Below are 24,171 nucleotides of genomic sequence, written 5' to 3' on the forward strand. Positions count from 1 at the left end.
CATTTTCGAGTAAAAAACAAACTGATGTTCATCAGTTCATTTCTTACTCGTAGTATTTCTTGGGAAAAGTTTAACAGATTCTGTTTGTTGGATGCAAGTGCTTTTTTTCTCCATTACCTCAAATAATTTTTCAATAGCAATAAATCCGAGGCTTTTCTCGGATTCTAAGCCTACTGTTGTTAAAGCAATCGAATGGTGTTTACTAAGCTCCACATTATCAATCCCAATAACATTAAAATCTTTAGGAACTTGAAAGCCCTGTTCTAAACAAAGACTTAATATTTCAATGGCAATTGCGTCTGTTGCAGCACAAATAGCTGTAGGTTTTTTAGGAAGTTCAAGTATTTCTTCAAATGCTCGTTTAATATCATTTTTGTTAGTATTTGTTAAAAACGCCGGCACTGTTTTCGCATCTATATCACTGTCCTTTAATGCATTTTTAAAGCCTTTGTACCTTCCATAAAAAGTACTTATTTCATGTGGACCACCAATCCAGCATATATCTTGATGACCTAAAGATAAAATATGATTCGTCGCTATATAACCAGCTTTCACATTATCAATTTCTACAAAATGCCTATTTTCCTGATGCTTGCGATTATACATAATAAATGGGATACCTAATTTTTCAAGCTTAAAAAATAAGTCATCTTCATATAACATAGACGATAAAATAATCGCATCAGCCTTCGTTTCCAAAACAGCATTATAAATAGAATCTAAATTATCTTCCGTACCAAAATAAACATTTACTTTATAGCCCCGAGCATTAACATAATTAACGATTGCAGTTGTTGTATCGACAAAAAAAGGATTATGTAATGGCCCCGAAATCAATGTAATAATGCCTGTTTTTTTCTGTACAAGTGACCTTGCAATATCATTTGGAATATAGTTTAATTCTTCAATCGCCTTCATCACTTTTTCAATAGTTTTCGGCTTTACGAGTTCAGGAGTATTTAACACTCTTGAAACTGTTGTTTGAGAGACACCCGCATACTTTGCCACATCTTTTGAAGATACCAAAAAACCACCCATTTCATCTTTGTAAGCCTATTTTATACTATTACAGATATAATGTTAATAGATAAGGGAAAGTACAAGTATCACTAATTTCTATTATTAGGGATTATTTTTCCGCTCATATGGCTTAGCTGCTTCACTAGCTTTGAAATTATAAACGGGTGTAATCACTTTTAATATTTCCGCAGTTTCCTCTAGAACAGATGTAATTTCTGACATCGGTTTATATGCCATTGGGGCTTCATCCAATGTTTCTTCGTTTACGGATGTTGTCCAAATACCTTGCATCGTTTCTTAAAATCTTCCATATGTAGTGCTTTTTTTGCAGAACGTCGAGAATACATACGACCTGCCCCATGTGGTGCAGAGTAATTCCAATCTGCATTCCCTTTCCCCATACAAATGAGTGAACCATCTCGCATATTCATAGGAATAACGAGCTTCTCCCCTTTATTTGCTCGAACGGCGCCTTTTCTTAACGTCATTGTTTCCGTATCAATATAGTTATGGATCGTATCAAATGTTTCGCTAAAATGCCAGTTCATATGCTTGGCAATTGTTTCGGCAATTGTCCAGCGATTCATCCGAGCATATTGCTGAGCGATTTTCATATCGTGAATATAATCATGGAAATATTCGCCCTCTAAATAAGCTAAATCTTTTGGTACAATTGGATTTTGCTCTTTATGAGCTTTAATCATCGCTTGAATTTCTTTTTCACGCCCCTGATCTTTCAGTTCGGCTATTTTCACTTTTAAATCTTCCCGTTGCAATGTTTCAAAAGCCCTTTTTTGATGCCAATTTGCTACCTTAGCTCCGACGTAACGCGAGCCAGTATGGATAAGTAAATAATGTGTACCTGCTTTATCTTTTGCAAGCTCTATAAAATGGTTTCCTCCCCCAAGTGTACCAAGCGATAAATTTGTATAGTCATCCTTTAAGCCACTTGCTACAAACTGTCTCCCCTCGAATTCAGCAAAATAGCGTTCAGGAGATACTTCCTGATGGATATCCTTTCCGCTTGGTATATATGCTCGAATTGTAGCATCGAGTTTAGAAAAATCTATATCCGCTTCATTTAACTCAGCTACAAATACCCCGCAACCAACATCAATGCCCACAAGGTTAGGTACTACACGATTTTGAAGCTGAATCGTTGTGCCAATAACACAGCCCTTACCTGCGTGATAATCTGGCATAATCCGTACTTTTGTTCCTTCCATAAAAGCCTGATTTGCCAATTCTTTAATTTGATCGATAGCTGATTGTAATGCTGTATTTGAATAAATTTTTGCTTCCGTAAAACGTCCGTTAATTCGTATCATTTTAACCCCTCCTTCTATTTATACGAAAAAACAATTCATTTTGTTTCAATATAATCCCAATTTATAATAATCAAGGGGCATCAACATTACTTGTTGTTGATTTCTGTTCCGACTGGACGCTTTCCTGGGGAGGTCCTCTAAATGTCATCCACAACTTTGGGTGATGAGCAAAAAAACGAACTACTAAAAAAATGCTCTAAAAGTTTAAATTACTTTTAGAACATTTCCTTTATTGTTTAATCTTCATACTGAATATCTAACTTTTTCGGAATTTCTGGTATATCGTTTGATTTTACATCTACTTCTGCTAAAGCTAACGGATGAAATGGATATTTCTTCTGAACATCGAAAGGAATTGCAGTATTCTCCATTTTATTGTTCATCTGACTACGTGCAAGTAGGCCATTATTCGACAGATCAATGCTCATAATACTGTTAACCGCTTCTTTTAGCATTTCAATATCCTTTGCTTTAAGCGGCATTTGTTCGTCCATTAAAAACGGTTGAATATTGTCTTTAATATAGCCCTGCGCCTCCATCAAACAAGAAAATTCATTCAATTTATTTGCGTATAATTGTAATTGGGACTTTTCTTTTGAACGTTGTTGATTTAGCTCTAGTACTTTTTCCTCAATACGTGCTAAACGTATTTTCGTTAACTCCATAAGATAACTTTGTATGGAATGGATGGAATGAAGAATTAATTCCTCCGCTTCTTGCACTTTTTCATATTGCGCAATACAAACCAATTGTTGCTCATTTAACTTGTTAACACGTTCCTTGAAAAATCCATTTTGTGTATGCTGACCAAAGATGGCCTTCATAAGACCTTTCCCGTGAATTTTTTTATGCTGTGCATCCAATCGATCATATTCACGTAAATATTCACTATGCATATTTCGATATTCTCGTAACATTTGTTGATACGATACAGCCTTTTCTGTAAAGCCTTCTACAATTTCATCCTGCAAATAATCTGTTTGTGAAATTATTTGTAAAAGTTGGTATAATGTTTGAACATTTTTAAATACATTGGCAACCTGTTCGTATTCTTGCTCATATTCGGTCACAATCGCTAAATCACGTTGATAGCGCGAAAATTCGTATTGTGTATCGCCTGTATACTTTTCAATGTTCTTAACAGCGGATTGGAATGGGTCTCTTTGTGGAATAACAGTTAATTCGAAGCGGAAACGTTCAAGCCATTGCAAGAAACGAATTAAAATACCATACGTTTTCTTATCACTATTTTCTGCAACTCGATGAATTTCTGAAATTAATTGCTCGTACTCACTTTTTTTCCAAAGCTCATCACTTTTAATCTGTTTAGCTTCAATTGCTTCTCTTGCAGAGATCGCAACAAAATCACTTATTAAATGACCAAATCGTTCTCTCTCAGCTTCAATAAACGCCTTCGTATTTTCATTTGAATCGATAGCATTGATGACACAAAGAGGCTCAACACCTTTGTTTTTTAACGTTTCCATTAATAATATTTCTGGATTAATAGCCATCGAACCTGAACGTACTACCCAAAAGATCTCGTCCACACGGTTCATCAATGCTTCTGGGAAGTAGGCCATTTCTCCTCCCCCAGCTTCCAATGAAACAGAATCAATAATTGTCACAGATTTTAATAAATCATTTTTTAAATATACTTCTAGATAATCTAAATGTTCTCGTAGTATTTGAGAGGCGAACGTATCGCCAGTCGTCAATAATTCTAGCTTGCTCATATCGAATACGGCTACAACACCATCTAAAAAATACGCCTTTATTTCTTCATGTTCACCGTATCGCAAAAATGTATTTACCCCAGTTGGATGCTGCTCACTAACAGGCAAAACTTGACGTCCTAGTAATCCATTTACCAATGTTGTTTTTCCGACACGTTCTTTCCCAACAATAAGAATCATTGTTTCGTTGTCAGCATCTTGAATGATACGATTTAAGTGTTTAGCTGTATCTTTTACATATGTATTTTGTACAATAATGCCATGTAATTGTCGCAAATGATCCACAAGCTGTGGCAAAATATTATTCGCTGAGGCTGTATATTCGATCGGCACATTATCAATATCTGTCATCCTCAATACCTCTTTTCTATGTATCTAAAGTTATTATAAATGAAAAGATTCCTTTATTAATACATAGTACTAAGAATAAACGATAAAAAAGGACAATATACTTAAATACCGCCGTCACAAATAGGTAAAAAATCTTATTCCACAAAACCTTCTATCGCAGATATTATTCCTCATTCAGACTAAAAGAAATAATAATTATTAGTAAATATTTGTATTGAGTTGATCTTCTTTTTATTCTTCAACTCCAGCCATACGTGCATAAACTGCTCCAAGTGTTGGCATACCACCTTGTGCACCGAATTTCTCCACTGATAACGAAGCAGCAATATTTGCAAAATACACTGCCTGATCTAAAGATTGCCCTTCAACTAAAGCATAAGCGAGTGCACCGTTAAACGTATCACCTGCTCCTGTTGTATCTACCGCTCTCGTCATATAACCCGGAACATGAATAGGGTATTCACCATCAAAATAGCGTGCGCCATCACCACCTAGCGTCATAATCATTTTATTAGGATATTTTTCTAAAACCTGCTCTATATTATCTCCAAAAATTTCAGCACACTCCGTTTCATTCGGTGTGATATAGGTAATATCCTCCATCCATTTCACATCAAAATTTGCCGCTGGTGCTGGGTTTAATAAAACAGGTACATTTGCTTCTTTACAAAGTTTTATTGCAAACGCAGTCGTTTTCATTGGAATTTCTAGCTGCATAATGACCATCTGACTTTTTTGTATGATTTCTTTCGCTGCCTCTATATGTGCAGGCTTTAATTCATAATTAGCGCCAGGTACTACTATGATACGGTTATCATTATTATAGAGTAAAATATTAGCAATCCCAGTAGGTGCCGATACACTTGTAATAGCTTCAGTTTGAATATGCTCTTGTTGTAAAACAGTGCGCAATGTTTCACCAAAACTATCAGAGCCCACACAGCCGATCATTGTGACTTCACTTCCAAGACGTGCCGCAGCTATTGCCTGATTAGCCCCTTTTCCCCCTGGAATCGTTTGAAAATCTTTACCGAGGATCGTTTCTCCCTGCTTTGGAAAATTCCCCATTTGTACAACTAAATCCATATTTATGCTACCGATAACTGTAATCATCTTTATACCCTGCCTTCCATCTTATTTTTTCATTTTAACTGAGAAATCCGTAGAAAGACAGGGCATACCATTAGAAAATTGTGGAGTACTAATCTTCTTATTGATGTTCACCAATTCAGCACAAGCTTCAATTTAAAGTTTTCCTAATAAACCTTTCCTTGACTCCAATTCAATTTTTCTATCACAATCTTCACAAGAAAATTTTCCTTCCATATTTTGTTTATACAATCTATATTTATTTGATCCTTCTACAACCTCAAATGTTTTCTTACAAAAGATACAACGAAGCGAATAGCTAATCATAATATTTCCTCCTTTAAGCCGATATAGTTTTTTTGAGAATATAGAACAAAATATAATGAAATCGAAAATAAAATACTAATAATACCGAAAATAATTGCAGTCATTTGAAGTGTAAATAATTCTGCAAATAGTCCTAATAGTAAGGTTAAGGATATTTGCAAAATATTTTGAAATATATTCGCAAAACTACCGAATCTACCCATTATTTCAGGCGGTACATTTTGCTGATAAAATGTTTCATAACCAGAATTACTAAATGCCATAAAAAATCCTAGAAAAACTAAACTTACAAATGCCAAAATACTTGATGTCGAGGCATAAAAGGCAGTGTAAAACAGCATTGTCAGAAACAAACCAAAAGCTATATATGATCGAGTGGACCATTTTTGGGCGAAGCTTGCGGCAACTATCCCACCGAAAATTGCTCCTGCTCCTGCACTACTCACAAAGGCCCCATATAAACTATCAGATAAAGCTAAATCATGCTTGATAAAAGTGGCTTCTTGAGAATCAAGCGCAAATGCAATCATTAATGCACTTTGAAAGAGGAAATAAATCGTTATAAATAATAAATTTTGTCGAATGAAAGCTAGTACAGCTAGATAGTCACTTTTTAATAGTTGCCACGTAATACATTGCCGTGAAGTTTCCTTCATATCATCTACATCTGGTAAAAAGGAAATAATCAAAGCACAAACAAAAAATGTAAAGCTATTGAACCAAATTGTCACTGTCGTATTAAAAAGAATGATGAGGAGTCCTGCTAGTGCTGGACCTATTAAAAACGAGCCTGAATTGAACGTGCCAAGTATTGCGTTAAAACGTTGTCTATCTTCTGAAGGAACAAACTTCGTAATATAATATGTACTACTAGGTCCAAAGAAGCTACTTGCTATATTCGCTATAAATAACAGCGTATAGATGAGCCAAATAGATTCCATAAACGGCATACAAAAAACGATCAAGCCTCTGATCATATCCGTTGTAATCATCAACTTGCGTTTATTCATACGGTCAATGAAAGAGCCAGCTACCAAACTTGTTAAAACTCTTGCAACTGGTCCGACAATAAAGATTCCAGCCATCGCTGCAGGCGATTGTGTTAAATGCCATACAAATAAATTGAGCGCTACAAGATAAATCCAGTCCCCTAATGTAGAAAAACCTAAGCCCCCAATTAACAAGCTGTATTTTCGAAGGATTTTCATGTTGCTCCCCCTTTATTTTTCACTTGAGTTTTTTCTGTAAACATTTATATAAACTAGCTCATTACTAAAACATGTAGTTGTCTCAGTTTTGGACTGCGCGCTTTATTGATGAATCAATAAACTGGATAGCATTCCATTTATTTACCATAACTCTATTTATATATTATCAAAATATTGCTTCAATTCGTTATACATTTTTTACAAATAAATGACGAATTAAAATAACGTATTTTTATTATGTAAAGTGATTAGGTCTAGACATTTACCGGTCAAAGAGCTTTTTTTCATTACCCACTCCTACCCGAACAATTCCTAAATTAAGCAATAAAAAAACTGAAGACAACAAGTCTGTCTTCAGTCATAAGGAAATCCCTTCAGCTATTAAAATGCAATACGATTTGCTTCATAAGCAGCGATTTGTTCTTCGTATTTAAAGGTAAGAGCAATTTCATCCCAACCATTCAGCAATGTTTCTTTATAGTAAGGGTCGATGTTAAATTTATAAACTACATCATCTTCACCCGTTACTGTTTGTGCCTCCAAATTGACTTCCATCGTGTACGTTTTTTCTAAGCCTTTTGCTAAAATTTCATCACACTCTGCTTCAGCCAGTTTGATTGGTAATATCCCATTTTTGAAGCAGTTATTATGGAAAATATCTGCGAATGATGGTGCAATCACTACATTCAAGCCGTAATCTACTATTGCCCACGGTGCATGTTCACGAGAAGAACCACAGCCGAAGTTATCTTGTGCTACTAAAATCTTAGAGTTTTTGAATTCAGGTTTGTTTAACACAAAGTCTTTTATTTCATTACCATCTGCGTCGAAGCGCCAATGGTAAAATAAATACTGCCCAAACCCTGTACGCTCAATACGCTTTAAAAACTCTTTCGAAATAATTTGGTCTGTATCGACATTTTTACGATCAAGTGGTGTTATCACACTTTTTACGATATTAATTGGTTCCATTTGCAATCATCCTTTCCGTGTAAATGGAATTTACACAGTTTCCTTTACGAATTCACGAACATCCACAAAATGACCAGCAATTGCTGCCGCTGCTGCCATTGGCGGTGAAACTAAGTGTGTACGAGAACCAGCTCCCTGGCGTCCTTCAAAATTGCGGTTTGATGTTGATGCACATCGTTCACCAGCTGGTACTACATCATCATTCATCGCCAGACACATTGAGCAACCTGTCTCACGCCATTCAAAGCCAGCATCTGTAAAGACTCTATCTAATCCTTCTGCTTCTGCTTGTTGTTTCGTCGAATAGGAGCCAGGTACAACAATTGCTGTTACATTTTCATGCACCTTACGCCCTTTGATGACATCTGCTGCTGCACGTAAATCACTTATGCGTGAATTTGTGCAGGAACCGATAAATACGTGTTGAATATCGATTGAAGTTAACGGTTGACCTTCCTCTAAGCCCATATAAGAAAGCGCTTTTCGAAGAGCCGCTCTATCTGACTCATCCTCATAATCTGCTTGTGTTGGAACATGGCTTGACACACCTGAACCCATTGACGGATTCGTTCCCCAAGTGATGATTGGCTCTATGTCTTGTGCTTGAATGATTCGAACTGTATCATATGTTGCATCTTCATCTGATGCTAAGCTTAACCAATAATTCGCCGCTTCCTTAAACTTTTCTCCTTGAGGTGCATGTTTACGTCCACGGATAAAATCAACAGTCGTTTCGTCAGGAGAAATTAACCCTGCCTTTGCGCCCGCCTCAATCGACATGTTACAAATTGTCATCCGTTCTTCCATAGAAAGTTTGTGGATAGCCTCTCCAGTGAATTCCACAATATGTCCTGTACCTACTCCAATCCCGAACTTAGAAATAATCGCTAGAATAATATCTTTTGCAGCTACACCTACAGGAAGTTCACCTTCTACACGAATTTCCATTGTTTTTGGTTTGTTTTGCCATAGGGTTTGTGTTGACAATACATGCTCTACCTCAGATGTACCAATACCGAAGGCAATCGCTCCGAACGCACCATGTGTGGACGTATGAGAGTCCCCACAAACAATCGTTTTACCAGGCTGAGTTAAACCTAGCTCAGGTCCAATTACGTGAACAATACCTTGGTCAGGGTGCCCCATTCCTGCAAGCTCGACACCAAATTCTTCAGCATTTTTAGCTAACGTTTCAATTTGGTTACGTGCAATTGGATCATGAATCGTCGGTAGATTTTTTGTAGGCACGTTATGATCCATTGTCGCAAAGCTTAAATCTGGACGACGCACTTGACGTCCGTTCAAACGTAGACCTTCAAAAGCTTGCGGAGAAGTGACTTCATGAATTAAATGGAGATCAATATATAACAGGTCCGGTTTGCCCTCTTCCTGATAAACGACGTGTTTATCCCAAATCTTTTCAATTATATTTTTTCCCATTATCTTCACTCATTTCTTAAATGTATGTTGTCATAATGCTTTCTGAAACAAAGCTTGTATCTATTTCGTTAATTACTTTATCTGTCCATTCATTTGTCGACATTATACGAGCGCCGTCACTTGCAAGATCTGCAGTGAAATAACCATCATCAAATACTGCACTCACAGCACGTTCAATTTCTGCTGCTTCTTCTTTTAAGCCAAATGAATATTGTAGCATCATAGCAACCGAAAGAATTGTTGCTGCTGGATTAGCTACACCTTGACCTGCAATTTCTGGTGCTGAGCCATGTACTGGTTCATATAGACCAAAATTATCTCCGCGAATGGACGCAGAAGGTAGTACGCCTAAAGAGCCTGTAATAACAGATGCTTCATCACTTAAAATATCTCCAAACATATTTTCAGTAACTACCACATCATATTGACTAGGATTTGTAATTAATTTCATAGCAACTGAGTCAACTAAATTATGCTCTACATGCACATCTGGATAATCCTTTTTCTTCGCTTCTACTACTTCGCGCCATAAACGACTTGTTTCAAGTACATTTGCTTTATCAACAGAGCATAATTTGCCTCCACGTAAACGTGCTAATTCAAAGGCATTTTCAACGATACGCTCAACTTCTGCAGTTGAATAAACCGTTGTATCAATCGCGCCATTTTCAGTACGCATACGTGGTTCCCCGAAGTATACGCCGCCTGTTAATTCACGTACAATTATTAAATCGACATTTTCAGCTACTTCACGCTTTAATGGGGAAGCATCTAGTAAACTCGGGAACGCCTTTACTGGACGAAGATTTGCGAATAAGTCAAAATGTTTGCGAATACGTAGTAAACCTTTTTCTGGACGTAATTCAGGAGGATTATTATCCCATTTCGGACCACCTACGGCTCCAAGTAAAACTGCATCACTGTTTTCGCACATCTCAATTGTTTCATCTGGTAGTGGATTATTGTGTTGGTCGATGGCAGCGCCTCCGATTGTTGCATAACCTAAATGGAATGTATGGTTGAATCGCTTACCAATCACCTGTAATACACGTACAGCAGAAGCAACAACCTCTGGCCCAATTCCGTCACCAGGAAGTACTGTAATTTTTTTCTCCATCGTCAAAACACCTTTCTTTGTATAGCGTTGACTACGCTATTTTAGTAATACTCTCACCAATTTTTATAGGTGAGGTCATCAATATTACGACTACATGTTATTGGCATAATTGCGTTTGGAATGTGCATTATGCTGATTCCATTCACTACCATCAAAACCTGCGACATTTACACAGAAGCTTGAAAATCGATTAACTTACAGGCTGTGCACGAAGGTTTGCTTGTATCAAATGACGGTTAATGGCATTTAAATAAGCTTTTGCCGATTGCTTCCCAAGTTGTATCGATATCTTTTATACACAGCGGGCTAATCCTGTTACAGTAGAGTTTTTTACTGTTCCTACAATACGATGTACCGCATCAAAGTCACCGGGTGACGAAGCAGGAAAACCTGCTTCACTAATTGTCACTCCTAGGCGCTCCGGTTACTTGGCAATTTGTGTTGTATCGAAAATATTAATTTTTCACGCTTGTAGCCACTTCTCTCACAACTTTTTCTTTACCTTCATTGATGAATGGCATCATAGCACGTAATTTAGCACCAACTTCTTCGATTTGGTGATTTGCACCAGCTTCTTTGAATTTTGTATAATCTGGACGACCGTTTTCGTTTTCTTGAATCCAGCGACGAGCGAATGTGCCATCTTGGATATCTGTTAAAACATCTTTCATACGAGCTTTTACGGAGTCGTTGATAATACGTGGTCCTGCAACATAGTCACCCCACTCAGCTGTATCTGATACTGAGTAACGCATTGTTGCCATACCACCTTCAAACATTAAGTCAACAATTAATTTTAGTTCGTGAAGAGTTTCAAAGTATGCTAACTCTGGTTGGTAGCCTGCTTCTACTAATGTTTCAAAACCTGCTTTTACTAATTGTGTAGCGCCACCGCAAAGTACTGCTTGCTCACCGAATAAATCAGTTTCAGTTTCTTCTTTGAATGATGTTTCAAGTAAACCACCACGAGCTGCGCCGATTCCTTTACCGTAAGCTAGAGCTAAATCTTTTGCTTGACCAGTTGCATCTTGATGGATTGCGAATAAGCCTGGTACACCAGCACCTTCTTGGAACTGACGACGAACTAAGTGTCCTGGACCTTTCGGTGCAACTAAGAATACGTCCACATCTGCTGGCGGTGTAATTTGACCGAAGTGAATGTTGAAGCCGTGTGCAAACATAAGTGCTTTACCTGCTTCAAGATGTGGAGCGATTTCAGCCTCATATACAGCTTTTTGACGCTCATCCGGAAGTAAAATTTGGATAACATCTGCTTCTTGCGCTGCTTCAGCAACAGTCTTTACATCTACTCCATCCGCTTTTGCTGCATCGAAAGATCCACCTGGACGAACTCCTACTACTACATCGAATCCTGATTCTTTAAGATTTAGGGCATGTGCATGACCTTGTGAACCATAACCGATGATTGCGATTTTTTTCCCTTTTAATACTTCCTCGTTGATGTTTTGATCATAATACATAGTAGCCATTGTTGTTTCCTCCTAATTTTTGGTTTGTTTTTTTAAACTTCGGATGCCAGTAAACCACTAAGGGCTATGTATCCAAAGCTATCCATTTTATATGCAAACTATTTTAAAATAGAGAGCTGCGAATTTGAGATTTTTTGTGTTTCACGAACAGATGCAGTAGCCCCTGTACGCGTTAATTCTTTAATACCATAAGGTCGAATAAGTTCAATAAAGGCATCAATCTTATCTGGATCTCCTACAACTTGATAGGTGACAACGTTTTTCGCTGTATCAATAATTTGTGGACGGAATGGTTCAACAATTGAATTCATTTCCAGACGTAAATTTGGTGGTGAAATTACCTTTACAAGCGCTAACTCGCGTAGCACGATTGATTTATCTGTTATGTCATTGACCTTTAACACATCAATTTGCTTTGATAATTGCTTCACTAGCTGTTCAATTTTACGCTCATCCTCTACGTTTACAACAAAAGTCATTTTCGAAAAGTTTGGCTGTTCAGTATGACCAACTGTAATTGATTCAATATTGAATTGGCGCTTCATAAGTAAACCTGTTACACGGTTTAAAACACCGCTTTGGTTAATCACTGTTACTGTAATTACTCGTTTCAATTCTTTTTCACCCCAATCATTTCATGTAAGCCTTTGCCTGGTGCTACCATTGGGTAAACACATTGAAGTTGTTTTACACGACAATCAATTAACGCTGGCTCATCAGAAAGTAGTGCCTCGCGGAAAATACTCTCTGCTTCATCGATTGTGTTAATTCGATAGCCCTTCAAATTATATGCATCGGCTAATTTAACAAAATCTGGTTGGATCGGCATAAGTGAAGATGAATAACGCTCTTCATAAAATGTTTCTTGCCATTGGCGTACCATTCCTAAACAGCTGTTATTTAAAATCACGATTTTTACCGGTAAGTTGAACTCTTGCAGGATAGAAAGCTCTTGCGCAGTCATTTGGAATCCTGCATCACCTACAATGGAAACAACTTTTTTGTCTGGCTTCGCAAACTGGGCGCCAATTGCAGCTGGGAAGCCGAAGCCCATCGTACCAAGTCCACCAGACGTTACCCATCCATGATCATTGTTTAATCGATAATATTGTGCAGCCCACATTTGATGCTGCCCAACATCTGTCGTGACAATTGCATCACCTTCAGTAATTTTATGCACAAGCTCTAATGCTTCCTGCGGTAATACTTCTTTGTCCCCCGGCTCCTTGCTGTACCATAATGGATATTCCTTTGTATGATTATTTAAGAATGTTAGCCATTCTGCTGTATCCGGACCATCGAAGTCTTTTTTCAATAATGCTTTTAAAGCTTCTTTAGCATCTGAAACGATTGGGATGTCTGTTGGCACGTTTTTTCCAATTTCCGCTGGATCAATATCGATGTGTACGATTGTCGCATTTGGAGCAAATGTCGCCAAATTACCAGTTAAACGATCATCAAAGCGAGCTCCGATATTCAACAATAAGTCTGACTTTGTAATAGCTGTATTGGCTGTTACAGTTCCATGCATTCCTGCCATGCCGATGAATAAATCATGCTCTCCATGGATTGAACCAAGTCCTAGCAAAGTGTTTGCTACCGGAATTTGGTATTTTTCAGCGAATGCTGTTAACTCTTCTTTGGCATCTGCGAAGAGAACACCAGCACCAGCTAAAATAACTGGTTTTTTGGCCAATGAAATCGCCTGTATAGCCTTTTGAATTTGTAAATAATTTGGTTTGTACGTTGGTTGATAACCTGGTAAATATATTTCATCAGGTGCCTGTGGTGGGGTCTCTACATCAAATAGCATTTGAGACACGTTTTTCGGAAAATCAACTACAACCGGGCCCTTTCGACCAGTACTCGCAATATGGAATGCCTCTTTAACAATACGCGGGATATCATTAACATCCTGCACCTGATAATTGTGCTTCGTAATTGGTGTCGTAATCCCCATAATATCCGCTTCTTGAAAAGCATCTGTACCAATTACAGCCGTTGAAACTTGACCTGTGAAAACAACTAATGGAATAGAATCAATCATTGCATCAGCAATACCAGTTACTAAGTTCGTTGCCCCCGGTCCACTAGTTGCAATAACAACACCCGGTTTATTGGAAACACGTGCATAACCTTCCGCTGCATGAATTGCACCTTGTTCATGTCTAGTTAAAATATGACGAATCGGATTTTTATAAATGGCATCATAAATTGGTAGTACCGCTCCACCTGGGTAACCAAAAATAATTTCAACACCTTGTTCATGAAGTGCCTGCACTAATACGTCAGCACCATCTTTCGCTTGATAGGTTTGTTCAGCTTTTGCTGATGTTGCTAATTCTTCTTTTTCATTGATAGAAACATTCGTACTCATCAAATATGCCTCCTTCTTATCATTCAATTTCACATATCAGTAATGCGCATCATTGAAGTGTTACTAGCTGGTTCTCCCATTGAAAAGAGGTAACAGACTCTTTCAAACGTCGTTAAAAAAATAAAAAGCCTTTTTCTCCACACGCAAAGAACTACCTTGCGTAGGGATGAAAAAGACTTTCCATGGTACCACCCTTGTTTATAGCAAATAATTGCTACCTCGCGAATAAATGTAAGTATTTATGCACCTATGCGAAATCACTCGCATCCAAAACGATGTCATAAATCATTTATTCATTAATAACGAGCACTTTCGATTATGCCCGGAGCTATCTAATTGCGTACACGCGTTTAATAGCTCACTCCGAGGGGATGTCGGATCTAGTTGTATCGCCGGCTTCCAGCACGACCGGCTCTCTGGTAGATACAAGGCTCTAGAACCTTTAACCTCATCAACGTTTTACCTTTTTAAATTTTCATTACGCCACCTGTAGAGGCGTTTGTTACTAATTTAGAATATCTTGCTAGCCAACCACGCTTAATTTTCGGTTCAAATACCGGTAATTTTGCACGGCGCTCCGCTAATACTTCATCTGAAACTTCTAAATTGATCGTACGATTTGGTAGATCAATTGTGATCACATCGCCATTCTCTACTAAAGCGATAGGACCGCCTTCTGCTGCCTCTGGTGAAATATGTCCGATTGAAATACCGCGAGATGCACCGGAGAAACGTCCATCCGTAATTAACGCAACCTTTGTACCAAGACCGCGACCTTGAATTGCAGAGGTTGGTGCTAGCATTTCAGGCATCCCAGGGCCACCTTTTGGTCCTTCATAGCGAATGACGACTACATGACCCTCTTTTACCGTTCCGTTATCAATATTTTCCTGTGCTGCATCTTGTGAATCAAAGACGATTGCTTCACCTTTGAATACTTTGATAGAAGGGTCTACAGCGCCTACTTTAATAACTGAACCGTCTGGCGCGATATTACCAAATAAAACTGATAAACCACCAACTGGGCTATAAGGATTATCTTTCGTACGAATAACTTCATCATTTGTAATGTGATAATCCTTTACAAGTTCGCCCATTGTTACTCCTGCAACAGTTGGTCGATTTGGGTGAATAGCACCCGGAATAGATACTAATTCATTAATAATGGCACTAACGCCACCTGCTTTATTTATATCATCCATTGAAATATCTGAAGCAGGCATAATTTTCGCTAGATACGGAACACGCTCTGCTACTTTATTAATATCTTCAATGTTATAATCGATTTCAGCTTCATTGGCGATTGCTAATGTATGGAGGACTGTATTTGTCGAACCACCCATCGCCATATCAAGTGCAAATGCATCATCAATTGCTTCTTTAGTAATAATGTCTCGAGGCTTGATGTCCTCTTTAACCATACGGACTAATTGTTTAGCTGCTTCTTTAATAAGCTTATGGCGCTCTTCAGAAGTAGCTACGATTGTTCCATTACCAGGTAAAGCTACTCCTAGCATTTCCATTAAGCAGTTCATAGAGTTTGCAGTAAACATTCCTGAACATGAACCACATGTTGGGCATGCATTGTTTTCAATATCTAACAGCTCTTCAGATGACATTTTGCCTGATTTAAGAGCTCCTACACCTTCAAAAACTGAAGTTAATGAAAGTTGCTTGCCAGTAGCAGAAGTACCTGCCTCCATAGGACCACCAGATACGAAAATTGATGGTACGTTAGTACGAACTGCTGCCATTAACATCCCCGGTGTGATTTTGTCACAGTTAGGAATATAAAATACGCCATCAAACCAGTGTGCATTAATAACTGTTTCAGCAGAGTCTGCGATAATTTCACGGCTTGGTAACGAGTAACGCATACCAATGTGCCCCATTGCAATACCATCATCTACACCGATTGTGTTAAATTCGAATGGAATTCCACCCGCTTCAATAATGGCCTCTTTGACAACATCAGCAAATGTACGTAAATGAACGTGACCTGGTATAATGTCGATATAAGAATTACAAACCCCGATAAATGGCTTGCCTAAATCTTTCGCTTTTACTTTGCCTGTTGCATATAAAAGACTTCGATGTGGCGCACGATCTACGCCTACTTTAATCATGTCACTTCTCATTTTAAACGCCCCTCATTTATTGCTATGTTCGTTGCTATATACGAAATGTTCTGTCTATTTTATTTTTGCGTATATGTTAATCGCCTAAGACAACTAACTGCTGTAACGAACTTGTTAAATTGTTGTTATCATAGTACGAAAAAAAGGTCTCGTCAACAGTATTTTTTGAATTGTCTAAACAATTTAAAAAATCCACAAAATTTGAAATCGTTTTCATGCTGACTAATCGTCGTTTTTATCTCGCTCCTGTGAATATTTTGACATTTCGTTCAAATTTTAATTTTTTCAATAATCTTTTAATAATTTTTGCTTAATCTTTCAAAAGAGAAGAACTGCAATTAACGAGATAGCGCTTATAATGTAAATAATTTTCTTAAGTACCCTGTCAAAAACACATTATCAGGATCACATTGACTTCGAATGGCTAAAAATTTTTCAACATCCGGGTATAGCTCGTATACATAATTAGCAGTTAAATGATTTAGTTTGCCCCAATGTGGTCGTCCCTTATATTTCTTCATCATCGTATGGACCCATTCAAAATAAGGACCTTCCTGCATTCCTTTATACATATGAAAGGCAATAAACGCTGTTTCTCGACCTTGGGTTGGACTTAAAAAACCTGCTTCACCTGCTGTCGTCCGACATTCTAACGGAAAATGCACATTAAAAATTCCACTATTAAAAGTTGAATGGATCTCCTCCATACATGACTCAAATTGCGTTAATGGAATAGCATATTCACTTTCTTGAAACTTTACGCTACGTGGAGACGGATAAATTTCATAGCTTATCCCCATTTTCTCCCCTTCTACAACATTTGCTGCAGCTAACTTACTCATAGCACCACTAAACGATGGCCTCCATTTACAAAGTTCTGACATAGCAAAAAAAGCACCGTTCTCTACTATTTGAAGTTTCAATGTTTCAATTCTTTTACTCCATTCACTCTGATAAACAGGCGCTATAGCGTTCATACGCTTTACTTGAATTGTTTCGCTACCAGGGAAATAAAACCACTCAACATGTCGATGCTGTCGAATATCTTCAGCAAATATCGCCAACCCATTTGCTAAAGTATCTCTTGTGCTTACATAATGTAAACTGTAAAGAGGGATTACTTTGATCGTCACTTTAACAAGCACACCAAGCATACCTAATGAAACATGTAAAGCTTCCGATAAATCATCCATTCCTCTCATATGCTCCCTATAAGTACCTGTACCATCTACAAACCCCCATTTTGTTACAGCTGAGGATAGCGACCCGAGTGTTACGCCCGTTCCATGGGTCCCTGTTGACACTGCTCCCGCAATCGTTTGCTCTTGAATATCGCCGATACGAAAAATATATACATTTCTTAAAAAATGTAGCCATCTCTACTGTGACACAACTTATATCTTCCGACTTTCGTATGTGTGTCTTCCTTATTCTCCGAGTCTGATTTCGCAAAAAGCTACTGCCATTTAGTATGACTCTCCAAAGGCTTAAATTCCGCAGTATCGTTGCGTACACATCTAAGGGTTAGTTTTTAGTTAAGCTCCTTAGATTGAATAATTTGCTAAGTTAATGCTTGCGTTCAAATCTCTATCCATCTTTAATCCGCAAGAGCAGATAAATAATCTGTCTTTCAATCTCAAATCGATTTTGATTTGTCCACAACTAGAACAAGTTTTTGATGATGGATACCACATCTCGCAGTCCCTGCAGACTTCCAAAACAAAACCTCTTGTTCTTTAGTTGGCTTTAGTTTTATCTTTGTCGCCATTATCATTGTTTTTCACCTTGACTTGATGTACTGACTCGACAATAGCCAATGACCAACTTTTGTTTAGCAAATTTCCCAATGGACGTTCATTCCATGCGTATCACCTCTCTTTCACTAGGATAAAATCACATTACCCTATTTAGAGAGGTTGTTAACATTTTTATAGTTGTATATATTTTTCTTGTTCACACGGAGGCGCAACCCTTCATGCAGTCTTTCTCTCACGAGTAGACCTCTTATGTTTTCACATAAGCGCAGACTATATCTTCATCTTATTTTCTAATAAGAGCCACATTTTTCTTCCGCCATTCGCTTGCGGTTTTACTCTCCCTCAAGGAGATAGTCGTTGAACGTCTTCCTTGTCTCATTTGAGATTTAGGACTTTCGCTGCTAAACATCCATTGTCAAAGCACTTAGCGCCACCGTTTTCCGTTGTCACGATGATCCTTTACGGACACTGAGTGATTTTTTTCAGCTTATGCCATCCTTGTTATTTTTTCTGCTTTCGCACCGTTACGTCTGCCGTTTCCAGCTCCGCTTTGGTCACAAGGCTTTAGGAGTTAAAAGCAATTAACGTGGAGTTCGCACCAATCGCTTGATACGAAGGGTATTTTGTTATAAATTTATGCTTCTATACAGATTTGTATAGGTTTGTCTAAATTTGTTGTAACAGTTTAGTTACCCATATTTATAAGGGCAAATCCATGCTTCGCAAGCAATGGTCCTATTTCATATAAATAAGTCCCTGCCCAAAGAGTCGCTTCTTGTTTCTCCTCATTCACTGCTATAAGCCCACGCATATTATGTAAAGACAATGCTATATGCTCAGGCATCGCAACAGCGCTAAAGGAGTGAGCTGCACCTGTGACACGAATCGTTTTTCCAAATTCACGTGCATGCCCCACGATATTTGTAACCTCTTCAATAGAACGAGGTAAGTACATCTCAGATGGATAAGAGATTACATTACCTGCCCAGTTTGTCCACTTCTCACCATTTTTCCATTTATCTATAGAAAACATTGTCCATCCCCCCTATAGGTTGTATAAGCTCCTACATACTTGTCCCCTCTAACTCCATGTAGTTCTTTAAATCTTTCGCAAAGTTCTCCAGCCTTCGCATGCCGGAAATAAAGCGTGTCCCCTACGTGAACATTTTTATGTTTTACCTTAACGGGTGTCTGAACTTCTCCTGCGCCTTCTAGGTTAAGATATGAAAAAAAGGTTGGATCATAGAATACCGGTAAGCGATCAGCACTAATTGCCCCTGACGCCGTATAGCCTCCGCCGTGACAAACAACAATATTTTTTTCTGGCTTTCTTGTGACACTTAAAGCAAATCCAGCTGCCTTTTCCAACTGTAGATGCGTAAATTGGTCGAATAAAGCAGGTGCATAAAATGCTGAGCCAACCGTAATTTCTGTTACCTCCTTTTGTTGTGCTGTGTATGCCATACTTCCTGAACCACCACCATTTACAAAGTGCAAACTTGGAAAATATGCTTTTATATGCGCAATGGCTAATCTACGAAACTGAGTAACTTGCTTTTTAGCTTGCAATTGCATAACTTCAATCAATTTTCCTTTCACAGAATTAGCTGGACGATTACCAACTCCTGCAATTTGGGCCTCGTAACCCATCGCTCCAACTACCTCAATAAAAGCCTGATTTTTAATATATTCGAGGAATGGTGTTAGTGACTCAAGTGAATGGAGCGAAGAGCGTTTTGTACCAAAATAAAGCATCTTAAAATCCGTGGATACATTAATATCAATACATACTCGCACACGAACGCCTAGCTCTCGCCCTAGTTCCGCTAAAAATCGAACATGTTCTAACCTATCGACCATAAAAGTGACAGTTTTTTCTGCCTTTACGAAGTGCAATAACTGACGTACAGCAGCCTCTTCCATCACCGGATATCCTAGCAATAAATCATCAAAATGCTGTTGAAGTAAAAATATTGTTTCTGCCGCAGTAAACGTCATAAATCCCTTCACATTGGGGAGATTATTTTGTATATAGCGTAATATCTCGACAGAACGAATCGATTTCGTAGCAATACGTATATTTTTCTGCCCACAGGAGTCATATACAGTCGCTATATTGTGATCCAGTGCATCAAAGTCCACCCAAGCAAAAGGACGCTCTAGTTCACGGAACGCTCGATCAAATCTAGTGGTCATCCTACCCCTCCTTTGTTTGTATTTTGTCTTTGACATTTACCGTAGAAATTCCTTTTAATTCTATGCAAATTCTATGAGGACAAATAAAAAACAACCGTGGACATGTAATAAAATATGCCTTCACGGTTGTTTTAATAATGGACAAGCATTTAACTCACCTTTCTATTTTTCAAGAGATTACGAGGAGAATATAAAATCCGCTGCTAAGTTTAATAACACTAGCAGATGCAAGCCTGCAATAAGAAATCCTTGGCGATTTAAACGTTTCATAGCTGTCATATTCATATAGACCACTCTCCTTTTTTCACATTATACGCTCAGAAAAATCAATTTTCAAACTATTCTCAACATTAAATTTTATTCATTTTTCTGACAAACAGACCCAAATATGGCATGATAATAAGTGAAATTATACCTATAAGGAGTGTGAAAAGGTTGAAAAAGGCTTTATTAGTAATTGATTATACGTATGATTTTGTCGCTTCTGATGGAAAACTAACATGTGGGGAGCCCGGTCAAGCACTAGATCAAAAAATTTCTTCTTTAATTCACCAATTTATTGCTGAAAAAGAATTTGTTGTTTTTGCAAATGATTTACATGAGGAAGATGACCCATTCCACCCTGAAACCAAACTCTTTCCTCCTCATAATATTCGCGGCACTAAAGGACGCCATTTATTCGGGCAAGTTGGTGAACTGTATAACCTTCACAAAGATAAAGTGATGTGGCTCGATAAAACGCGTTATAGCGCATTTGCAGGAACTAATTTATCGATTTTATTGAATGAGCGAGGGATTAAAGAAATTCATTTAGTTGGTGTTTGTACTGATATTTGTATTTTACACACTGCGGTTGATGCTTATAATTTGGGCATATCAACGATCATTTATGCAGATGGTGTTGCAAGTTTTGATGCTGCAGGTCATGAATGGGCATTGCGTCATTTTAAGCACACATTAGGTGCAACTATTATTAAGTAATCCATTTCTCGTTGGCGTAATGTAGTTTCTTCGCTACAGAAAAAACACTTACAGATGTTTTTTTCACAAAAGTGAGGTATCAGCATAAGCTAAATATTAATAAAACCTTTTTGTGAATTTGTAATAATTACTAAAGAAGCGAGGCGCGTTTAATATACTCCATTCAGGGCATAACTAAGCAATCGCCATTATATCTTAGTTTAAGGAGATGAAAAAAATGATTAGCTTCATTTGGTATTTAATCATCGGCGGAGTATTAGGTTGGTTAGCTGGCGTAATTTTAGGTAAAGATGTACCTGGCGGCATTATTGGAAATATTGTTGCTGGGGTTGTCGGTTCGTGGATCGGTAGTATGGTTCTTGGCAACTGGGGTTGGCGAGTTAGTAATTTTTACGTATTCCCAGCATTAATTGGTGCTGTCGTGCTGATCTTCATCGTAAGCCTTATTTTAAAAGGTATGCGTAAAGCAACCTAAATATGTAATAAAGAGCCATCATTTTTGATGGCTCTTTACTTGTTGTAAAAAAATTGTGTTCATACATAAAAATCAAATCGCTCTTCGGCAAAACGGAAGATTGATTTCCGTTCCGGCTGTGCGCTTAGTTGTTGCTGTTGTTGCTGTCGCTTCACTTTCGCGCAGAGCAAAGCTTCCCTGTGGCATCTGATAAGTCGCTTGGGGCCAAGCCATAACGAAGATCAACAAAGATGTATCTTCTGTCATTGCACCCATAAAGTAGTTTACCTTTCTTTATATAGGACTACTTCTTTTAGCTCATCATGATAATCATTATATAAATTAAAATAATGTAACACCTTATTAACATATTCATCACTGTGATTGTATGTATAGACCGCCTGCCGAATATGACCATCTACTGCACCATTTTTCGATAAATAATTCGCGGCACTAAATATAGCGTCCTCAATATCATAAGGATCTGCTATTCCATCTCCATTTGCATCTACTCCGTATCCACCATATTTTTGAATGATTTCTGGATTCATTAATTCAGTCTTCGATATATCCCCTTTTCCTAACCCCGAGCAGGATGAATGTTTCCATCCGACAAACGTACAAGGCATAAATTGTAAATGTCCTTCTGCCCCAGCTGGTGAAACGAGCGAACTCATTGAGGAAAATCGTGTTTCAACTCGATGATGGGCGGCAAGCAACGTCCAAGGCACACCGTATTTCGCTTCCGCTGCTATATAGATGGGAATATATTGCTCAGGAATGTTCATATCGAAATTTTGTTGAATTTCTTCTAGTTCTTTTTGCTTTGCTAATTTTTCAAATATAGTTAATGTTTGTAGCTCCTTCCATGCAAAAAAGGCGAAAACACAAACAGTTATCGCAATTGGTATTAGTAAAGCTATCATGCCTAATTGAACGGAAGGCGATAGCTTCGGTTGGTTTTTCTTCTTTTTATTCGCCATATGTCACACCTAATCTCTCTATTACTATTTCTATTTTACCAAAATTACCGTTATTTGTAGTAGATTTTTCCGAATATAATTACCACTATTTTAGTAGTTGAAAAGATAGGGAAAAATATAGTAAAATATAATTCGATTAATTTTATGGATAATTACAGGGAGGAATTTGTTTTGTGGAAAGACTTTAAAGAGTTTGCTATGAAAGGCAATATTGTCGATCTAGCAGTGGCAGTAGTAATCGGTGGTGCTTTCGGTAAAATTGTTACCTCCTTAGTTGAAAATATCATTATGCCATTAGTCGGTATCTTAACTGGTGGTATTGATTTAACAGAAAGCTTTAAGTATGGCTCAGGTGATGCTCAAGTAAAATTAGGCGTATTTTTACAGTCGATTCTTGACTTTTTAATAATAGCATTTGCAATTTTCATGGCATTACGAATTATGACCAAACTATCTCGTAAAAAAGAAGAGGCTGTTGTGGAAGAACCAGCACCAGAGTTAGATTCTAAAGAAGAGCTTCTAAAAGAAATTCGAGATTTATTAAAAAAAGAACAAGCTTAAACCATATTCAAAAAAATCTGCCCATTACCACAGATAAGCCGAGGTAATGGGCAGATTCTTTTTTATTGAAGAGATTTATTTATGGACGCAAATTCCATGGTTCAAATACCCCCACATGTTTTTCCGGTATTTCTTGTTTTATTGCATCAATAATTCCTTGTGCAATTTCACTATTTGTTAGCCATCTTGAAGAGTTGTTCTTTTCTATGACAAATCCAAGTTGCACTTCTCGATAAACTATATTAGGAAGTAAATAACTTTTGATACCGTCATTTTTATGAAAGAGCTACTTCCTTTTATATGGTATAAAATTATATTTTTTGTAGTAGGAATCGCTTCTAACAGTGACTCCCAAACTCTTTTATCAAAACCATGAATCCAAGCAATCATACAATCAAATGTTCCATTTTTTTGCTGAGACTCTGTTAATGCCAATTTAAAGTGATTGTATTTCGTATAATCAACTAATATAGGTGACAATTTCGAATCATTTTTAACTTCATCTATCAAATTTTGCATTTTCTTTTGTTGTCTACCGATAACGGTTACATAATTACCTTGCTGTATAAGCCATAAAGAAACATCCTTTAGCATACCTGTCCCACCTATCACTAACCAATTTTTCATTTTATTTTCCTCCCTCACT

24 protein-coding genes and 1 pseudogene are annotated in these 24,171 nt (G+C 37.6%); 3 read left to right on the plus strand and 22 right to left on the minus strand.

Features of this window, described 5'->3' with window-relative positions; translation table 11 throughout:
- Positions 1-36: 36 nt before the first annotated feature.
- The 20 genes and pseudogenes from ACFTQ7_RS02395 to ACFTQ7_RS02490 form a co-directional block, all read right to left on the minus strand.
- On the minus strand, positions 37-1,026 hold the full coding sequence (locus ACFTQ7_RS02395) for a LacI family DNA-binding transcriptional regulator (RefSeq protein ID WP_386827076.1): 990 nt from the start codon (positions 1,024-1,026) through the stop codon (positions 37-39).
- A 96-nt stretch (positions 1,027-1,122) separates the two neighbouring features.
- Positions 1,123-1,311 carry a hypothetical protein gene (locus ACFTQ7_RS02400; RefSeq protein ID WP_386827077.1) on the minus strand — a complete coding sequence of 63 codons (189 nt, stop codon included), beginning with the start codon at positions 1,309-1,311 and terminating at the stop codon, positions 1,123-1,125.
- Complete coding sequence (locus ACFTQ7_RS02405; RefSeq protein WP_386827078.1) at positions 1,284-2,348, minus strand: RtcB family protein; 1,065 nt, start codon at positions 2,346-2,348, stop codon at positions 1,284-1,286. The genes ACFTQ7_RS02400 and ACFTQ7_RS02405 overlap by 28 nt, the downstream gene beginning before the upstream one ends.
- 236 nt (positions 2,349-2,584) lie before the next feature.
- A complete protein-coding gene (locus ACFTQ7_RS02410) occupies positions 2,585-4,435 on the minus strand; it encodes a dynamin family protein (protein WP_386827079.1) in 1,851 nt (616 codons plus the stop codon).
- 231 nt (positions 4,436-4,666) lie between these two features.
- On the minus strand, positions 4,667-5,548 hold the full coding sequence (gene rbsK / locus ACFTQ7_RS02415) for a ribokinase (RefSeq protein ID WP_386827080.1): 882 nt from the start codon (positions 5,546-5,548) through the stop codon (positions 4,667-4,669).
- A gap of 132 nt (positions 5,549-5,680) precedes the next feature.
- Positions 5,681-5,851 carry a DUF2197 domain-containing protein gene (locus tag ACFTQ7_RS02420; RefSeq protein ID WP_386827081.1) on the minus strand — a complete coding sequence of 57 codons (171 nt, stop codon included), beginning with the start codon at positions 5,849-5,851 and terminating at the stop codon, positions 5,681-5,683.
- On the minus strand, positions 5,848-7,059 hold the full coding sequence (locus ACFTQ7_RS02425; protein WP_386827082.1) for an MFS transporter: 1,212 nt from the start codon (positions 7,057-7,059) through the stop codon (positions 5,848-5,850). The genes ACFTQ7_RS02420 and ACFTQ7_RS02425 overlap by 4 nt, the downstream gene beginning before the upstream one ends.
- Before the next feature lie 381 nt (positions 7,060-7,440).
- On the minus strand, positions 7,441-8,031 hold the full coding sequence (gene leuD, locus ACFTQ7_RS02430) for a 3-isopropylmalate dehydratase small subunit (RefSeq protein WP_386827083.1): 591 nt from the start codon (positions 8,029-8,031) through the stop codon (positions 7,441-7,443).
- A 30-nt stretch (positions 8,032-8,061) separates the two neighbouring features.
- Positions 8,062-9,471 (minus strand): 3-isopropylmalate dehydratase large subunit, encoded by a 1,410-nt coding sequence (gene leuC / locus ACFTQ7_RS02435; protein ID WP_386827084.1) that lies wholly within the window; start codon positions 9,469-9,471, stop codon positions 8,062-8,064.
- A 16-nt stretch (positions 9,472-9,487) separates the two neighbouring features.
- Entirely contained in the window at positions 9,488-10,588 is a 1,101-nt protein-coding gene (gene leuB / locus ACFTQ7_RS02440; RefSeq protein WP_349661399.1) for a 3-isopropylmalate dehydrogenase, read from the minus strand.
- 263 nt (positions 10,589-10,851) lie between these two features.
- Positions 10,852-11,009 (minus strand): annotated as a pseudogene (locus ACFTQ7_RS02445) (2-isopropylmalate synthase); the annotation flags it as partial.
- 34 nt (positions 11,010-11,043) lie between these two features.
- Positions 11,044-12,078: a ketol-acid reductoisomerase gene (gene ilvC, locus ACFTQ7_RS02450; RefSeq protein WP_386827085.1), complete on the minus strand. Its 1,035-nt coding sequence runs from the start codon at positions 12,076-12,078 to the stop codon at positions 11,044-11,046.
- Between the two features lie 98 nt (positions 12,079-12,176).
- A complete protein-coding gene (gene ilvN / locus ACFTQ7_RS02455; protein WP_079562071.1) occupies positions 12,177-12,692 on the minus strand; it encodes an acetolactate synthase small subunit in 516 nt (171 codons plus the stop codon).
- The gene (gene ilvB / locus ACFTQ7_RS02460) at positions 12,689-14,455 is read right to left on the minus strand and encodes a biosynthetic-type acetolactate synthase large subunit (RefSeq protein ID WP_386827086.1); all 1,767 of its coding nucleotides are present in this window, start codon (positions 14,453-14,455) and stop codon (positions 12,689-12,691) included. The genes ilvN and ilvB overlap by 4 nt, the downstream gene beginning before the upstream one ends.
- 467 nt (positions 14,456-14,922) lie before the next feature.
- Positions 14,923-16,593, minus strand: coding sequence for a dihydroxy-acid dehydratase (ilvD, locus tag ACFTQ7_RS02465; protein WP_386827087.1), 1,671 nt, complete (start codon positions 16,591-16,593; stop codon positions 14,923-14,925).
- A 353-nt stretch (positions 16,594-16,946) separates the two neighbouring features.
- A complete protein-coding gene (locus tag ACFTQ7_RS02470) occupies positions 16,947-17,897 on the minus strand; it encodes a D-arabinono-1,4-lactone oxidase (RefSeq protein WP_386827088.1) in 951 nt (316 codons plus the stop codon).
- Positions 17,898-18,137: 240 nt separating this feature from the next.
- Positions 18,138-18,287, minus strand: coding sequence for a zinc ribbon domain-containing protein (locus tag ACFTQ7_RS02475; protein WP_386827089.1), 150 nt, complete (start codon positions 18,285-18,287; stop codon positions 18,138-18,140).
- Entirely contained in the window at positions 18,230-18,367 is a 138-nt protein-coding gene (locus ACFTQ7_RS02480) for a helix-turn-helix domain-containing protein (RefSeq protein WP_386827090.1), read from the minus strand. Before ACFTQ7_RS02480 ends, ACFTQ7_RS02475 begins: the two co-directional genes overlap by 58 nt.
- 668 nt (positions 18,368-19,035) lie before the next feature.
- Positions 19,036-19,383 carry an FAD-binding protein gene (locus ACFTQ7_RS02485; protein WP_386827091.1) on the minus strand — a complete coding sequence of 116 codons (348 nt, stop codon included), beginning with the start codon at positions 19,381-19,383 and terminating at the stop codon, positions 19,036-19,038.
- Positions 19,371-20,546, minus strand: a complete 1,176-nt coding sequence (locus ACFTQ7_RS02490; RefSeq protein ID WP_386827092.1) for an amino acid deaminase/aldolase — start codon at positions 20,544-20,546, stop codon at positions 19,371-19,373. The genes ACFTQ7_RS02485 and ACFTQ7_RS02490 overlap by 13 nt, the downstream gene beginning before the upstream one ends.
- A 435-nt stretch (positions 20,547-20,981) precedes the next feature.
- Here ACFTQ7_RS02490 and ACFTQ7_RS02495 point away from each other — a divergent pair, with 435 nt between their 5' ends.
- Together ACFTQ7_RS02495 and ACFTQ7_RS02500 are read left to right on the plus strand one after the other, a co-directional pair.
- The gene (locus tag ACFTQ7_RS02495) at positions 20,982-21,527 is read left to right on the plus strand and encodes a cysteine hydrolase family protein (RefSeq protein WP_386827093.1); all 546 of its coding nucleotides are present in this window, start codon (positions 20,982-20,984) and stop codon (positions 21,525-21,527) included.
- Positions 21,528-21,744: 217 nt separating this feature from the next.
- Entirely contained in the window at positions 21,745-22,002 is a 258-nt protein-coding gene (locus ACFTQ7_RS02500; RefSeq protein WP_079562065.1) for a GlsB/YeaQ/YmgE family stress response membrane protein, read from the plus strand.
- A gap of 263 nt (positions 22,003-22,265) precedes the next feature.
- Here the strand turns inward: ACFTQ7_RS02500 and ACFTQ7_RS02505 are convergent, their stop codons facing one another.
- On the minus strand, positions 22,266-22,964 hold the full coding sequence (locus ACFTQ7_RS02505) for a lytic transglycosylase domain-containing protein (RefSeq protein WP_386827094.1): 699 nt from the start codon (positions 22,962-22,964) through the stop codon (positions 22,266-22,268).
- Between the two features lie 171 nt (positions 22,965-23,135).
- Here ACFTQ7_RS02505 and mscL point away from each other — a divergent pair, with 171 nt between their 5' ends.
- Positions 23,136-23,525 (plus strand): large conductance mechanosensitive channel protein MscL, encoded by a 390-nt coding sequence (gene mscL / locus ACFTQ7_RS02510; protein WP_386827095.1) that lies wholly within the window; start codon positions 23,136-23,138, stop codon positions 23,523-23,525.
- Between the two features lie 237 nt (positions 23,526-23,762).
- Here the strand turns inward: mscL and ACFTQ7_RS02515 are convergent, their stop codons facing one another.
- Positions 23,763-24,152, minus strand: coding sequence for a Rossmann-fold NAD(P)-binding domain-containing protein (locus ACFTQ7_RS02515; RefSeq protein WP_386827096.1), 390 nt, complete (start codon positions 24,150-24,152; stop codon positions 23,763-23,765).
- Positions 24,153-24,171: the final 19 nt, after the last annotated feature.

It is taken from the genome of Lysinibacillus sp. NPDC056959, from assembly GCF_042674095.1.
GTDB classification, from domain to species: domain Bacteria; phylum Bacillota; class Bacilli; order Bacillales_A; family Planococcaceae; genus Lysinibacillus; species Lysinibacillus zambalensis.